12 protein-coding genes are annotated in these 14,169 nt (G+C 52.9%); 8 read left to right on the top strand and 4 right to left on the bottom strand.

All coding sequences use genetic code 11. From position 1 onward, the window contains the following. Positions 1–319: 319 nt before the first annotated feature. Entirely contained in the window at positions 320–3,142 is a 2,823-nt protein-coding gene (uvrA, locus tag OGX92_RS18100; protein ID WP_003826619.1) for an excinuclease ABC subunit UvrA, read from the bottom strand. 251 nt (positions 3,143–3,393) lie between these two features. Here uvrA and ssb1 point away from each other — a divergent pair, with 251 nt between their 5' ends. Beyond that, positions 3,394–3,918 carry a single-stranded DNA-binding protein SSB1 gene (gene ssb1, locus OGX92_RS18095; protein WP_003826621.1) on the top strand — a complete coding sequence of 175 codons (525 nt, stop codon included), beginning with the start codon at positions 3,394–3,396 and terminating at the stop codon, positions 3,916–3,918. A 66-nt stretch (positions 3,919–3,984) separates the two neighbouring features. Here the strand turns inward: ssb1 and OGX92_RS18090 are convergent, their stop codons facing one another. Beyond that, positions 3,985–4,266 (bottom strand): YjcB family protein, encoded by a 282-nt coding sequence (locus tag OGX92_RS18090; RefSeq protein ID WP_003826625.1) that lies wholly within the window; start codon positions 4,264–4,266, stop codon positions 3,985–3,987. 552 nt (positions 4,267–4,818) lie between these two features. On the opposite strand from OGX92_RS18090, the gene pdeC reads away from it, so the two are divergent. After that, positions 4,819–6,405 carry a cyclic di-3',5'-guanosine monophosphate phosphodiesterase PdeC gene (pdeC, locus tag OGX92_RS18085; RefSeq protein WP_003826627.1) on the top strand — a complete coding sequence of 529 codons (1,587 nt, stop codon included), beginning with the start codon at positions 4,819–4,821 and terminating at the stop codon, positions 6,403–6,405. A 2-nt stretch (positions 6,406–6,407) separates the two neighbouring features. Here pdeC and soxS read toward each other — a convergent pair whose 3' ends face one another. Next, positions 6,408–6,731 carry a superoxide response transcriptional regulator SoxS gene (soxS, locus tag OGX92_RS18080; protein WP_003031731.1) on the bottom strand — a complete coding sequence of 108 codons (324 nt, stop codon included), beginning with the start codon at positions 6,729–6,731 and terminating at the stop codon, positions 6,408–6,410. 86 nt (positions 6,732–6,817) lie between these two features. On the opposite strand from soxS, the gene soxR reads away from it, so the two are divergent. From soxR to OGX92_RS18060, 4 genes are all read left to right on the top strand, one after another. Next, positions 6,818–7,276, top strand: coding sequence for a redox-sensitive transcriptional activator SoxR (gene soxR / locus OGX92_RS18075; protein ID WP_003826630.1), 459 nt, complete (start codon positions 6,818–6,820; stop codon positions 7,274–7,276). Positions 7,277–7,884: 608 nt separating this feature from the next. Next, the gene (gene ghxP / locus OGX92_RS18070) at positions 7,885–9,234 is read left to right on the top strand and encodes a guanine/hypoxanthine transporter GhxP (RefSeq protein ID WP_003826632.1); all 1,350 of its coding nucleotides are present in this window, start codon (positions 7,885–7,887) and stop codon (positions 9,232–9,234) included. A 157-nt stretch (positions 9,235–9,391) separates the two neighbouring features. After that, positions 9,392–11,038, top strand: coding sequence for a Na+/H+ antiporter (locus tag OGX92_RS18065; RefSeq protein WP_003826634.1), 1,647 nt, complete (start codon positions 9,392–9,394; stop codon positions 11,036–11,038). A gap of 472 nt (positions 11,039–11,510) precedes the next feature. Then, positions 11,511–12,002 (top strand): REP-associated tyrosine transposase, encoded by a 492-nt coding sequence (locus tag OGX92_RS18060; protein ID WP_149335862.1) that lies wholly within the window; start codon positions 11,511–11,513, stop codon positions 12,000–12,002. Positions 12,003–12,061: 59 nt separating this feature from the next. Here OGX92_RS18060 and OGX92_RS18055 read toward each other — a convergent pair whose 3' ends face one another. Then, entirely contained in the window at positions 12,062–12,952 is an 891-nt protein-coding gene (locus OGX92_RS18055; protein ID WP_003826636.1) for a LysR family transcriptional regulator, read from the bottom strand. Positions 12,953–13,053: 101 nt separating this feature from the next. On the opposite strand from OGX92_RS18055, the gene OGX92_RS18050 reads away from it, so the two are divergent. After that, entirely contained in the window at positions 13,054–13,464 is a 411-nt protein-coding gene (locus OGX92_RS18050) for a CidA/LrgA family protein (RefSeq protein ID WP_003826638.1), read from the top strand. Further along, the gene (locus tag OGX92_RS18045) at positions 13,457–14,146 is read left to right on the top strand and encodes an LrgB family protein (RefSeq protein ID WP_003826639.1); all 690 of its coding nucleotides are present in this window, start codon (positions 13,457–13,459) and stop codon (positions 14,144–14,146) included. The genes OGX92_RS18050 and OGX92_RS18045 overlap by 8 nt, the downstream gene beginning before the upstream one ends. Positions 14,147–14,169 lie beyond the last annotated feature (23 nt).

Here is a 14,169-nt window from a genome sequence, read left to right as displayed (position 1 = left end):
AGTTTCGTAGGCCTGATAAGCGCAGTGCCATCAGGCACAACCGTAGCCGGATGCGGTGTAAGCGCTTTATCCGGCCTACAAGCTTCATGCCTGGTCTGTAGTTTCGTAGGCCTGATAAGCGCAGTGCCATCAGGCACAACCGTAGCCGGATGCGGCGCAAGCGCCTTATCCGGCGTACAAGTTTTATGCCTGGTCTGTAGTTTTGTAGGCCTGATAAGCGTAGCGCTATCAGGCACAACGGTTGCCGGCTGCGGCGCAAGCGCCTTATCCGGCCTACAAGCTTCATGCATATTCTGTAGGCCAGACAAGTGTTGCGTAATTACAACAGTGGTTTGAGGAAGCGGGCTGTGTGTGAGGCTTCACACTCAGCGACCGTTTCTGGTGTGCCGGAGACAAGGATTTCGCCGCCGCCGCTGCCGCCTTCCGGACCGAGATCGACAATCCAGTCTGCGGTCTTAATCACGTCCAGATTGTGCTCAATCACCACGATAGTGTTGCCCTGATCCCGGAGCTGATGCAGCACGTCCAGCAGTTGCTGAATATCCGCAAAATGCAGACCGGTGGTCGGCTCATCGAGAATATACAGCGTTTGCCCGGTACCGCGTTTGGACAATTCGCGCGCCAGCTTCACGCGCTGTGCTTCACCGCCCGAGAGCGTAGTAGCGGACTGACCCAGTCGAATGTACGTCAGGCCAACGTCCATCAGCGTTTGCAGCTTACGCGCCAGCGCCGGAACGGCATCGAAGAACTCACGTGCTTCTTCAATCGTCATATCCAGCACTTCGTGGATAGTCTTGCCTTTGTACTTAATTTCTAACGTTTCGCGGTTATAGCGCTTGCCTTTGCACTGATCGCACGGCACGTAGATATCCGGCAGGAAGTGCATTTCGACTTTGATCACGCCGTCGCCCTGACAGGCTTCACAGCGTCCGCCACGGACGTTAAAGCTGAAACGCCCCGGCGTGTAACCGCGTGCGCGTGACTCCGGTACACCGGCAAACAGTTCGCGCACTGGCGTAAACACCCCGGTGTAGGTTGCCGGGTTAGAGCGCGGCGTACGGCCAATCGGGCTTTGGTCAATGTCGATCACTTTGTCGAAATGTTCCAGGCCTTGAACGTCGCGATACGGCGCAGGTTCAGCCAGCGTCGCACCGTTTAGCGCCGTCTGTGCAATCGGGAACAGTGTGTCGTTAATCAGCGTCGATTTACCCGAACCGGAAACCCCGGTAATGCAGGTAAATAAACCTACCGGCAGCGTCAGGGTGACATCTTTCAGGTTGTTACCGCGTGCGCCGGTGAGTTTTAGTACTTTCTCTGGGTCAGCCGCAACGCGCTGTTTAGGCACTTCAATCTTGCGTTTACCGCTCATGTACTGGCCGGTCAGCGACTCAGGCACTGCCATGATGTCGTCGAGCGTCCCTTCGGCGACGACCTGACCGCCGTGAACGCCAGCACCGGGGCCGATATCGATAACGTGGTCAGCAGCGCGAATTGCATCTTCATCGTGCTCGACCACAATAACGGTATTACCCAGATTACGCAGGTGGATAAGCGTACCCAGCAGACGTTCGTTATCGCGCTGGTGCAGGCCAATAGACGGCTCATCCAGCACGTACATTACACCGACCAGACCCGCGCCGATCTGGCTTGCCAGACGAATACGCTGGGCCTCACCGCCGGAGAGTGTTTCTGCCGAACGCGATAGCGTCAGGTAGTTGAGGCCGACGTTGACCAGGAACTTCAGACGATCGCCAATCTCTTTAAGAATTTTCTCGGCAATCTTCGCCCGCTGACCCGCAAGCTTCAGATTGTTGAAGAAATCCATTGCATGACCGATGCTCATGTCAGAAATCGCAGGCAGCGGCGTATTTTCAACAAATACGTGACGAGCTTCCCGGCGTAAACGCGTCCCTTCACAGCTGGCGCAAGGTCGGTTACTGATGAACTTGGCTAATTCTTCACGTACTGCGCTGGATTCCGTCTCTTTATAGCGGCGCTCCATATTGTGCAATACGCCTTCGAACGGATGGCGACGTACGGACGTATCACCACGATCGTTCATGTATTTAAATTCGATATTCTCTTTACCGGAACCGTACAGTACCACTTTATGCACGGCAGGGTTCAGGCTGGCCCACGGGGCTTCAACGTCGAATTTATAGTGTTCCGCCAGAGACTTAAGCATCTGGAAGTAATAGAAGTTACGGCGATCCCAACCGCGGATAGCACCACCGGCCAGCGACAGTTCCGGGTTTTGGATCACCCGATCAGGATCGAAATATTGCTGCACGCCGAGACCGTCACAGGTTGGACACGCGCCCGCCGGGTTGTTAAACGAGAACAGCCGCGGTTCCAGTTCGCGCATGCTATAGCCGCAGATAGGGCAGGCGAAGTTGGCGGAGAACAGCAGCTCCTCCGCTTTCGGGTCGTCCATATCGGCAACGACCGCCGTACCGCCGGACAGTTCCAGCGCGGTTTCAAAGGATTCCGCCAGGCGCTGGGTGAGATCGTCACGGACTTTAAAGCGGTCAATCACCACTTCAATGGTGTGTTTCTTTTGCAGCTCAAGCTTGGGCGGATCGGAAAGGTCACAGACTTCACCGTCGATACGGGCGCGGATATAGCCCTGGCCTGCCAGGTTTTCCAGCGTTTTGGTGTGCTCGCCTTTACGCTCTTTAATCACCGGCGCCAGCAGCATCAGACGCTTACCTTCCGGCTGCGACAGGACGTTATCCACCATCTGGCTTACGGTCTGCGCTGCCAGGGGAACGTCGTGATCCGGACAGCGCGGCTCGCCAACGCGGGCAAACAGCAGACGCAGATAGTCGTGAATTTCGGTAATTGTACCTACCGTGGATCGCGGGTTATGGGACGTCGATTTTTGTTCAATTGAGATGGCAGGAGAGAGCCCCTCAATGTGGTCGACGTCCGGTTTTTCCATCAGCGACAGAAATTGACGCGCGTACGCGGAAAGGGATTCAACGTAACGACGCTGCCCTTCGGCATATAAGGTGTCGAAAGCGAGCGAAGATTTGCCTGAGCCCGAAAGCCCGGTGACGACAATCAGCTTGTCGCGCGGGATGACGAGGTTGATGTTTTTGAGATTATGGGTGCGGGCGCCCCGAACTTCGATCTTATCCATTCATCTTTCCCGGATTAAACGCTTTTTTGCCTGGCTGCATGGTGCTACCGGCGATCACAAACGGTTAATTATGACACAACCTGACCTGAATGGATATACAGTATTGGAATGCAAAACGCAGACGTCTGTGCAACAATGTCTGGCTGGGGTTGTTTACTGGAATCAACTTCGCAACGTAGTAAAAGCGCTATTGGAAATGCTACAATCCCGCGCTTACACTTATTCAGTAACGTTTTTCAGGAGACACGATCATGGCCAGCAGAGGCGTAAACAAGGTGATTCTCGTCGGTAATCTGGGCCAGGACCCGGAAGTACGCTATATGCCGAATGGTGGCGCAGTTGCCAACATTACGCTGGCTACTTCCGAATCCTGGCGTGATAAAGCGACCGGTGAAATGAAAGAGCAGACTGAATGGCACCGTGTTGTGCTGTTTGGCAAACTGGCGGAAGTGGCCAGCGAATATCTGCGTAAAGGTTCTCAGGTCTATATCGAAGGTCAGTTGCGTACCCGCAAATGGACCGATCAGTCCGGCGTAGAAAAGTACACCACAGAAGTTGTGGTTAACGTTGGCGGCACCATGCAAATGCTGGGTGGTCGTCAGGGTGGTGGTGCTCCGGCAGGTGGCGGTCAGCAGCAGGGCGGTTGGGGTCAACCTCAGCAGCCGCAGGGTGGCAACCAGTTCAGCGGCGGCGCGCAGTCTCGTCCGCAACAGTCAGCTCCGGCTGCGCCGTCTAACGAGCCGCCGATGGATTTCGACGACGATATTCCGTTCTAATCCCACTGCGTTACGCTGAAAATAATGGCTACTTCAAGACTGGGGTAGCCATATGCAATTTTGTTATCAGTTCAACACCATCGGCCAATCTGGCGGTGTGTGGCTCATCACGTCAACCATCACGGTTTCAATGTTCTTCCAGATAGCGGACATATCCACCAGGGTTATGCCGAGCAATCCAGTCGCAAACCAGCAGGCAAAAACTAGACCTAAACCGCTGCTAATGACGGCCAGGCCAATATAATCTGATTTACGAAAACGGATATTGAGCGTACTGGCTAAAAACATCAGCACCGCGCTGAGTAGTTGCCACCGCAGAAGAACCACGCCAGTTGTTATTGTCGCCATGAAAAACGTCCTCAGAAAGTCTGGATGCCCAGGACAGCGCGGGGGTGTTCACCGAGGGTGTGATACTCTGGCTATCGACGGGCAATAACATGAATGAAACATTGTTTCTGTTACATGATTTTTGTGAACTATATCACAACTGGTCGTTTGTTCACCACCATTGGACGTTATTTTTGTAGGGCTAAAACCACTTTAAATGTGTGGCTTTATTTAATGAAGGGTTGATAAAAAATAACCATGCTTTAAACATGCATTTAATCTACTTGTTATATTTATCCTAAATTAAACGTTAAAAAACTTTAATGAATTTCTTAAACGCAGCCAGGATAATGCTCATAAAAAATTACTCCTTGGGGATAATAACGTTATGAAATAAGCATGACTTTAAGTTTGCCTTACGGAAAAATAATATCATCATCAACTATTATCAGACTTTTACATAGAGAAGTCTGTTGCTAATACTGATAGATTCATGCAACTTAATCAGTCGGTGTTTATAGCATCCTGCCTTGATGGGTTCTGGCATATACGAAACAGGGAAATAGGGCTGACATGAATCACAGAGCGCGACGCAAGCTGCTGAAGTTCCTGGGAACATTCATGGTGGTATTGTTCCCCGTGGTGCTGGCGATATGGTTTGCACACATCCGGGCGATGACCGAAACCCATAGCCAACTCCGCTCTTTTGCTCAACTGGTGTTAAATAAAACAGAATTGGTGATCCTACAAGCTGATTTGGCGCGTGATATGGCCCAGTTGTATCAGGGTAAGATGTGTACCCCGGCACATCAGAAAAGTATGCTAAATATTATTCGCGGTCGTTTATATATCAGTGAGCTAATTTATGCGCAGGGCGATCACTTTTTGTGCTCTACGTCGATGGCGCCGCCTGTTACTTATATTATGCCGACAGCCGATTATAAACGTACGCCGGATATCTCCATCTATTACTACCGCGATACCCCTTTTTTCGCTGGCTACAGAATGACGTACATGCAACGCGGGAACTACGTCGCAGTCATCAATCCATTGTCCTACAGCGAAGTCATGTCAGATGATCCGGATCTCTCATGGGGCGTGTATGACACAGTAACAGATACGTTTTTCTCTGCCAGCGAAGCGGCGAATATTGCGCAATTCGCGCCGCTCATACGCGGTGAAGCCTCGACCTTTCAACAAGACGATCGCTTCTACACCATCGTGCATTCAGAAAAACGTCCAATTGCGATTATAGTGTCGACCTCAGACAACCGCGTAAGTCAGATTTTCTATCACGAGGCGGCATTAACCATTCCCTTCGGGATTATCTGCAGCATCCTGATACTGCTAATGTGGTGGCGCACGCGCCAGGAATACTTATCTCCCCGGCGCTTATTAAAACGCGCGATCAAAAAACGTCAGCTTTGCCTGCATTACCAGCCGATCATTGATATTAAGAATGGGCAATGTGTTGGTGCTGAAGCTCTGCTGCGCTGGCCGGGCTGTAAAGGTGAGGTGATGAGCCCGACGGAGTTTATTCCACTGGCTGAAAAAGAGGGAATGATTGAGCGGATCACGGATTATGTCGTTGAAGAGGTGTTCAACGATTTGGGGTATTTTCTTTCGGCGCATCCTCAGCTTTCTATCTCGATTAACCTTTCCGCTTCTGACTTTCATTCATCCCGATTGATTGCTCTGATTAACGACAAAAATCGTGAGTACTCCGTGGCGGCCCAGCAAATTAAAGTCGAAGTGACCGAGCGTGGGTTCATAGATGTACATAAAATGACCCCCGTAATCCAGGCGTTCCGCAAGGCGGGTTATGAAGTGGCATTTGATGATTTTGGCACGGGGTATTCCAATCTGCATAATTTGTCAGCGCTGAATGTCGATATCCTGAAGATCGACAAATCGTTTATTAGCACGTTGTCCACTAATAGCACCAGTCACTTGATTGCCGAACATATTATTGAGATGGCACAAAGCTTACACCTGAAGACGATTGCGGAAGGGGTGGAAACGAAGGAGCAAATCGAATGGCTGCTTGAACGCGGCGTACAGTATTGTCAGGGCTGGTATTTTGCGAAGGCGCTGCCGCCGCAGGAGTTCATGCACTGGATACAACGGTCGCCCGCCATACTGACGCAGAGCGGGCAATAATCTTACAGGCGATGGCGGTAATCGCTGGGAGTACGATCAAATTCGCGGCGAAACACACGCGAGAAGGTTTGTTGCGACACATAACCAAGATCCATCGCGATATCAAAAATAGGTCGCTCAGTTGTCCGTAGTTCAACGGCGGCCAGCAAAAGTCGACGCTGGCGGATGTAGTCACCCAAGGTCTGGCGCGTCACCGTGCGGAACATTCTTTGTAAATACCACTTCGAGTAACCTGATTTTTTCGCCACCGCCTCAATGTTCAGCGGTTGATCGATATGTTCATCAATCCATTCAATAAGGGTCTGAATAATCTGCTGATGGGACATAGGGCTGCCTCTTTCTCAGTATTCGATTCGTCGTTTTGTCTGTGGGCGAGTATAATTCCTCAAGTTAACTTGAGGTAAAGCGATTTATGGAAAAGAAATTACCCCGGATAAAAGCGCTGCTCACACCAGGTGAAGTTGCCAAACGTAGCGGCGTGGCGGTATCGACCCTGCATTTCTATGAAAGCAAAGGGTTAATCAGTAGCATGCGCAATAGCGGCAATCAGCGGCGATACAAACGTGATGTGTTGCGTTACGTCGCGATAATCAAGATTGCTCAACGCATCGGGATCCCGCTGGCCACGATCGGTGACGCGTTAGGTGTATTACCTGAGGGGCATTCGCTTAGTGCCAAAGAGTGGAAGCAGCTCTCTTCGCAATGGCGTGAAGAACTGGACCGACGCATTCATACTTTGGTGGCGCTACGCGATGAGCTGGATGGGTGTATTGGTTGCGGATGCTTGTCACGCAGCGATTGCCCGTTGCGTAACCCAGGCGATCAGCTTGGCGAGCAGGGGACCGGAGCGCGGCTGCTGGAAGATGATTAATTGATTTAAAATATGTGATGGGTATGAAGGGCATAAAACTAAAGCGCCACAGAGGGCGCTTTAGTTTGGTTCCGGTCTTTGTCTTTCACTCTATCCCGCTGGTTCACGGGAGGGTTTCCCCCGACATCAACACCCCTCAGTCGAGCACATTAGGGGAGGTTCCGGCCTGTGTTGATAATGTAAGTGTAAGCCACCTTCCTCCATTTGCCAGTGAAATGGTGATTTTTTAGCCAAAAAATTTTACGCATCTTCACCTGTTTTCTTGCGCGAGTTGCGCGAAATAAACACGCCGATGTTGTAATAACTCCGCGAAATTTGTTGCCAAATTGCGCATTGACGATAACGTTTGCGCATCGACTGGTTATTTCTTGCGCGTTATAAGAAGAAATGAGTAAAAAGCGGCAAAGTTCAGTTGAAAACCAGCGTATGATCGCTGGATAATCGTTTGCTTTTTTTTACCACCCGTTTTTTATGCGCGGAGCTAAACGTTTGCTTTTTTGCGACACCCCTATTGACGCAAACCTGGCACATGGAGAAAACGTTTAGCAGGCAGTGGATTGTCCAGCACGCATAATGACGAAAAAATAAACTCTCAGGGGATGTTTTCTATGTCTACGCCTTCAGCGCGTACCGGCGGTTCACTCGACGCCTGGTTTAAAATTTCGCTCCGCGGCAGTACCGTTCGTCAGGAAGTCGTTGCCGGATTAACGACCTTCCTGGCCATGGTCTACTCCGTTATCGTGGTTCCGGGGATGCTGGGTAAAGCCGGGTTCCCGCCTGCTGCTGTATTTGTGGCGACCTGTCTGGTCGCAGGCGTCGGTTCAATCGTGATGGGCCTGTGGGCAAACCTGCCGCTGGCAATTGGTTGCGCCATTTCTCTGACCGCATTTACCGCATTCAGTCTGGTACTGGGCCAACATATTAGCGTGCCCGTTGCGCTGGGTGCGGTGTTCCTGATGGGTGTCCTGTTTACCATCATTTCCGCGACCGGTATCCGTAGCTGGATCCTGCGCAATCTGCCGCAGGGCGTTGCGCATGGCACGGGGATTGGTATCGGCCTGTTCCTGCTGCTGATTGCGGCAAACGGTGTTGGCCTGGTGATTAAGAACCCGCTGGACGGCCTGCCGGTTGCGCTGGGTGACTTCGATACCTTCCCGGTCATTATGTCGTTGATTGGTCTGGCGGTGATTATTGGCCTCGAAAAACTGAAAGTACCGGGTGGCATTCTGCTGACCATTATCGGTATTTCCGTGGTTGGTCTGATTTTCGACCCGGCCGTGCATTTCTCCGGCATTTTTGCTATGCCGTCTCTGAGTGATGAAAACGGCAACTCGTTGATCGGCAGCCTGGATATCATGGGGGCACTGAACCCGATTGTCCTGCCGAGCGTGCTGGCGCTGGTCATGACCGCTGTCTTCGATGCAACCGGAACCATCCGCGCGGTAGCCGGACAGGCGAATCTGCTGGATAAAGACGGACAGATTATCGACGGTGGCAAAGCGCTGACCACTGACTCCCTGAGCAGCGTGTTCTCTGGTCTGGTGGGTGCAGCTCCGGCGGCGGTTTACATTGAATCTGCAGCGGGTACGGCGGCAGGCGGTAAAACCGGCCTGACAGCGATCACCGTTGGCGTACTGTTCCTGCTGATTCTGTTCCTCTCTCCGCTCTCTTATCTTGTACCTGTGTACGCAACGGCACCTGCGCTGATGTATGTGGGCCTGTTGATGCTGAGCAACGTCGCGAAAATCGACTTTGCTGACTTTGTCGACGCGATGGCAGGACTGGTTACGGCCGTATTTATCGTGCTGACCTGCAACATCGTTACCGGCATCATGATTGGCTTTGCTACCCTGGTAATTGGCCGCATCGTTTCTGGTGAATGGCGCAAACTGAACATCGGCACCGTGGTGATCGCCATCGCGCTGGTGGCCTTCTACGCCGGCGGTTGGGCTATCTGATTCTGATTTCCTGACGATCCTAAAAACGGGTGGCTTTGGCCGCCCGTTTTCATTTTCAGAACACACTCGTTGTCTTTTGCGTTACTCTCAATTAGATAGAATTGAGGCACGACGCCTCTCATTAGCAATCATAAGAAACATCGCAAACAGGGAACGCATGGAAATCTTTTTCACCATACTCATCATGACCCTTGTGGTCTCGCTGTCGGGGGTATTTACTCGCGTATTGCCCTTCCAACTTCCTTTACCCCTTATGCAGATCGCCATCGGCGCCTTGCTGGCGTGGCCGACGTTTGGTTTGCATGTGGAATTCGATCCTGAGCTGTTCCTGGTTCTGTTCATCCCGCCGCTGCTCTTTGCCGATGGCTGGAAGACGCCAACGCGTGAGTTTCTCGAGCACGGGCGAGAGATTTTCGGCCTGGCGCTGGCGCTGGTACTGGTCACGGTGGTCGGCATTGGCTTTATGATTTACTGGCTGGTGCCGGGGATCCCTCTCATCCCAGCCTTTGCGCTGGCTGCTGTGCTATCGCCAACCGATGCTGTCGCACTTTCCGGCATTGTGGGAGAGGGACGTATACCGAAGAAAATCATGGGTATCCTGCAGGGCGAAGCGTTGATGAACGACGCCTCCGGTCTGGTCTCTCTGAAGTTTGCCGTCGCCGTGGCGATGGGCACGATGGTATTCACCGTTGGTGGCGCAACGCTTGAGTTCTTCAAAGTGGCGATTGGGGGCATCCTGGCTGGTTTTGTCGTCAGTTGGCTGTACGGTCGCTCCCTGCGCTTCCTCAGCCGCTGGGGCGGTGACGAGCCGGCAACGCAAATAGTCCTGCTGTTCCTGCTGCCGTTTGCGTCTTACCTGATTGCGGAACATATCGGCGTTTCCGGTATCCTCGCGGCGGTCGCTGCCGGGATGACGATCACCCGTTCCGGGGTGATGCGCCGCGCGCCGCTGGCGATGCGTTTACGTGCTAACAGTACCTGGGCGATGCTGGAGTTTGTATTTAACGGCATGGTCTTCTTGCTGTTAGGGCTACAGTTACCGGGAATTCTGGAGTCTTCTTTGGCGGCGGCCGAGGCCGATCCGAATGTTGAAATCTGGATGCTGTTTACCGATGTCGTGCTGATTTATGTGGCGTTGATGTTGGTACGTTTTGGCTGGCTGTGGACCATGAAAAAGTTCAGTCTGCGCTTCCTGAAGAAAAAACCGATGGAGTTTGGATCCTGGACGACGCGTGAAATCATGATCGCCTCCTTTGCCGGTGTACGCGGGGCCATTACCCTCGCAGGTGTGCTCTCCATTCCACTGTTGTTACCGGACGGTAGCGGCTTCCCGGCGCGATATGAGCTGATCTTCCTTGCCGCAGGCGTGATCCTGTTCTCGCTGTTTGTTGGCGTGGTGATGCTGCCGATTCTGCTACAACATCTGGAAGTTGCAGACCACTCGCAGCAGCAGAAAGAGGAACGTATTGCTCGCGCCGCCACGGCAGAGGTGGCGATTGTCGCGATCCAGAAAATGGAGGAGCGACTGGCCGCAGACACCGAAGAGAACATCGATAACCAGTTGCTCACCGAGGTGAGTTCCCGCGTGATTGGTAACCTGCGTCGACGCGCCGACGGGCGCAACGATGTGGAAAGCTCGATGCAGGAAGAAAACCTCGAACGGCGTTTCCGCCTGGCAGCGCTACGTTCAGAACGCGCGGAGCTTTATCACCTGCGCGCCACGCGTGAAATCAGCAATGAAACGCTGCAAAAATTACTGCACGACCTGGATTTGCTGGAAGCGCTGTTGATCGAGAATCAGTAAACGGTAGTGCCTGATGCGGCCTACAAGACCGGCATACCGATGTAGGCCGGATAAGGCGTTAGCCGCATCCGGCGACGGGTGTGCCTGATGCGCTACGCTTATCAGGCCTACAAGACCGGCAACAGCGATGTAGGCCGGATAAGGCGCTAACCGCATCCGGCGAAAGGTGTGCCTGATGCGCTACGCTTATCAGGTCTACAAAACCGGCAACAGCGATGTAGGCCGGATAAGGCGCTAGCCGCATCCGGCGACGGGTGTGCCTGATGCGCTACGCTTATCAGGCCTACAAGACCGGAAATAGCGATGTAGGCCGGATAAGGCGCTAACCGCATCCGGCGAAGGGTGTGCCAAATGGCGCGCAACTGGCTGCAAGAAATTATTCATCGTGTAATTTGCGAGCGGCTTTCCTGAACGAATCCATCCCTCTTGTTGATTCCCTCTTTTCTCCATACGGTTGAGGAAAGGGGGAAACATGTCCAACTATCGACGAAATTACATCAATGGGGGAACCTGGTTTTTTACGGTAAATCTGCAGGACCGTCGAAGCCATCTTCTGACTGCCAACATTCACGCGCTTCGGTGTGCAATCGCTGCGGTCAAAAAGGTTAGGCCTTTTCGCATTAATGCGTGGGTCGTTTTACCCGAGCATATGCATTGCATATGGACGTTACCTGACAATGATGCGGATTATTCCTCTCGCTGGCGGGAAATTAAGAAGCATTTCACCCACTCATTGTCTTCCCGACATATCTGGCAATCTCGCTTTTGGGAGCACACCATCCGTGATGAACATGATTATCGCCAGCATATTGATTATATTTACATTAACCCGGTGAAGCACGGTTGGGTAAAGCAGGTACAGGACTGGCCTTTTTCAACATTTTATCGTGATGTGAGGCACGGTTTGTACCCGCAAGATTGGGCAGGTGAAATAATGGATTTTAATGCGGGTGAACGTGCCTGATGCGCTACGCTTATCAGGCCTACAAGACCAGCATACCGATGTAGGCCGCATCCGGCATTTTACGACGCTTGCGGTAGCCAAAATCCTTCACAGCATTTGAGCCACGCCTGGGCGCTGTGCGACAGATAAACGCCTTCGCGCCAAATCATGCCCAACTGCCAGCGTAAGTCACTCTCCAGAGGGATCCAGCGCAACGTTTGCTTATCCAGTCGCTGGCAAATCGGCTCTGGTAAAATGGCAATCCCGACTCCGGCTTGTACCATTGCCGCCAGAAAATCCCACTGCCCGCTGCGCACCGCTATGCGGGGCTTGACGTTGTGTTGGCTAAACAGCTCAAGCAATTGGCGGCTCAACGCGAAATCTTCGTTGTAGATAAGCAGCGGATGTTCCGCCAGCGCCTCAGGGGGAATGGATTCGCACGTTGTCCACTGACCGGAGCGAGGAACCAACACGCAAAGTGGATGGCTAAAAAGCGGCAGGGTTGCCAGACCGCTCTCTTCTTCAACCGGCAGCGCGGTCATCGCGACATCCAGGTCACCGTTCATTACCGCCTGCTGAACGGTTAAGCCGCCAAATTCAGAGACCTTCAGCTCCACGCCGGGATAGCGCTGGCGAAAAAGGCCGATCGGCCCGGCCATCAACATCCCCACCATGGGCGGGATACCGAGGCGCAGCACGCCCTTGTTGAGGTGATTAATGTCACTGAGTTCCGCTTCAAGCTGGCGAAACTCGGCAAGGATCGCCAGGCCGCGTTCGAAAACGACCTGCCCGGTGTCGGTTAACAGCAGTCGCCGACCGTCGCGGATTAACAGCGTGCAGTTAAGCTCGTCTTCAAGGTTCTTCAACATCTTGCTGATGGTGGGCTGGGTGACAAAAAGCTTCTCCGCTGCGCGGGTAAAGCTCTGCTGACGAACCACCTCAACAAAATATCTCAGCGTTCTGATATCCATGATTATTCCTTAAGACTATGCCTGCAATGAGTTTAATTCATTTCAGTCCTGGACGGGGGCTCTCTATACTGGCGCTCTCTATTTTTTAAGGACATACCCTCATGGCTGTGGCGATAAGCCGCGTGACGCCTGCCGTTATTCATCGACTCCAGATCCCCGTTCAGGTTCTGTTGTATGCAGGTCTCTTTGTATTTGCTCAATATCTTGTCTCCTGGCTGCATCTGCCGCTTCCTGCCAACCTGGTAGGGATGGTGCTTATGCTGGCGTTAATTGTCTGTCGAGTTATCCCGCTGAACTGGATTCGCGCAGGTGCTCGCTGGTTACTGGCTGAAATGCTTCTGTTTTTTGTCCCGGCGGTGGTCGCCGTTGTGAATTACACGCAGCTGTTGCTGGTTGATGGCTGGCGTATATTTGCCGTGATTGCGATCAGTACGCTGATGGTGCTCGGCGCAACGGCGTGGGTCGTGGATAAAGTGTATCGCTATGAAATGCGCAGGCTAAACCGTGAGTAATTTCCAGTTAAGCGTATTGTGTCTGGTGATTACGCTGGGTATCTACTTTGCCAATAAGCGTCTGTATCGCCGTTTTCGTAAATTACCCCTGATGCCATTAGTTCTCACCCCGGCCCTGCTGGTGCTGATGCTGGTTTTCGGCCATATCTCCTGGCAAAACTATATTGGTGAATCGCACTGGTTGCTGTGGCTGTTAGGCCCGGCTACCATCGCCTTTGCCGTTCCGGTGTATGACAACCTTGCCGTGATTAAGCGTCACTGGATGTCGCTGACGGCGGGCGTGGTAACGGCAACGCTGGTGGCCGTCACCAGTTCCGTATGGCTGGCGCGCCTGTTTATGTTGCCTGATGAGATCCAACGCAGTCTGGCGGTGCGCTCCGTCACCACACCGTTTGCGCTGGCGGCGGCAGAACCGTTGGGCGGGCAGCCGGACCTGGTGGCATTGTTCGTGGTGGTGACCGGTGTATTTGGTATGGCGGTCGGCGATGTGCTGTTTTTACGGCTTTCTATTCGTGAAGGGATGGCGAAAGGCGCAGGATTTGGCGCAGCATCGCACGGCGCAGGCACGGCACGCTCTTATGAGCTCGGTCAGCAGGAAGGGGTCGTTGCCAGCCTGGTGATGATGCTTTCCGGCGTGGTGATGGTGCTGGTGGCACCACTGGTGGCGAAGCTGATGTTCTGAGAAAGGATGTAATCCTCCGGCCC

It is taken from the genome of Citrobacter sp. Cpo089, from assembly GCF_030332695.1.
Taxonomy (GTDB): domain Bacteria; phylum Pseudomonadota; class Gammaproteobacteria; order Enterobacterales; family Enterobacteriaceae; genus Citrobacter; species Citrobacter portucalensis.
This window is presented reverse-complemented; position numbering and strand designations above follow the sequence as displayed.

Bases quoted from the DNA above. Each gene is read 5' to 3' on its own strand.
- pdeC (WP_003826627.1), top strand. From the start codon at position 4,819: ATGAATCACAGAGCGCGACGCAAGCTGCTGAAGTTCCTGGGAACATTC.
- ssb1 (WP_003826621.1), top strand. From the start codon at position 3,394: ATGGCCAGCAGAGGCGTAAACAAGGTGATTCTCGTCGGTAATCTGGGC.
- uvrA (WP_003826619.1), bottom strand. From the start codon at position 3,142: ATGGATAAGATCGAAGTTCGGGGCGCCCGCACCCATAATCTCAAAAAC.
- OGX92_RS18090 (WP_003826625.1), bottom strand. From the start codon at position 4,266: ATGGCGACAATAACAACTGGCGTGGTTCTTCTGCGGTGGCAACTACTC.
- OGX92_RS18065 (WP_003826634.1), top strand. From the start codon at position 9,392: ATGGAAATCTTTTTCACCATACTCATCATGACCCTTGTGGTCTCGCTG.
- soxS (WP_003031731.1), bottom strand. From the start codon at position 6,731: ATGTCCCATCAGCAGATTATTCAGACCCTTATTGAATGGATTGATGAA.
- OGX92_RS18060 (WP_149335862.1), top strand. From the start codon at position 11,511: ATGTCCAACTATCGACGAAATTACATCAATGGGGGAACCTGGTTTTTT.
- ghxP (WP_003826632.1), top strand. From the start codon at position 7,885: ATGTCTACGCCTTCAGCGCGTACCGGCGGTTCACTCGACGCCTGGTTT.
- OGX92_RS18050 (WP_003826638.1), top strand. From the start codon at position 13,054: ATGGCTGTGGCGATAAGCCGCGTGACGCCTGCCGTTATTCATCGACTC.
- OGX92_RS18055 (WP_003826636.1), bottom strand. From the start codon at position 12,952: ATGGATATCAGAACGCTGAGATATTTTGTTGAGGTGGTTCGTCAGCAG.
- soxR (WP_003826630.1), top strand. From the start codon at position 6,818: ATGGAAAAGAAATTACCCCGGATAAAAGCGCTGCTCACACCAGGTGAA.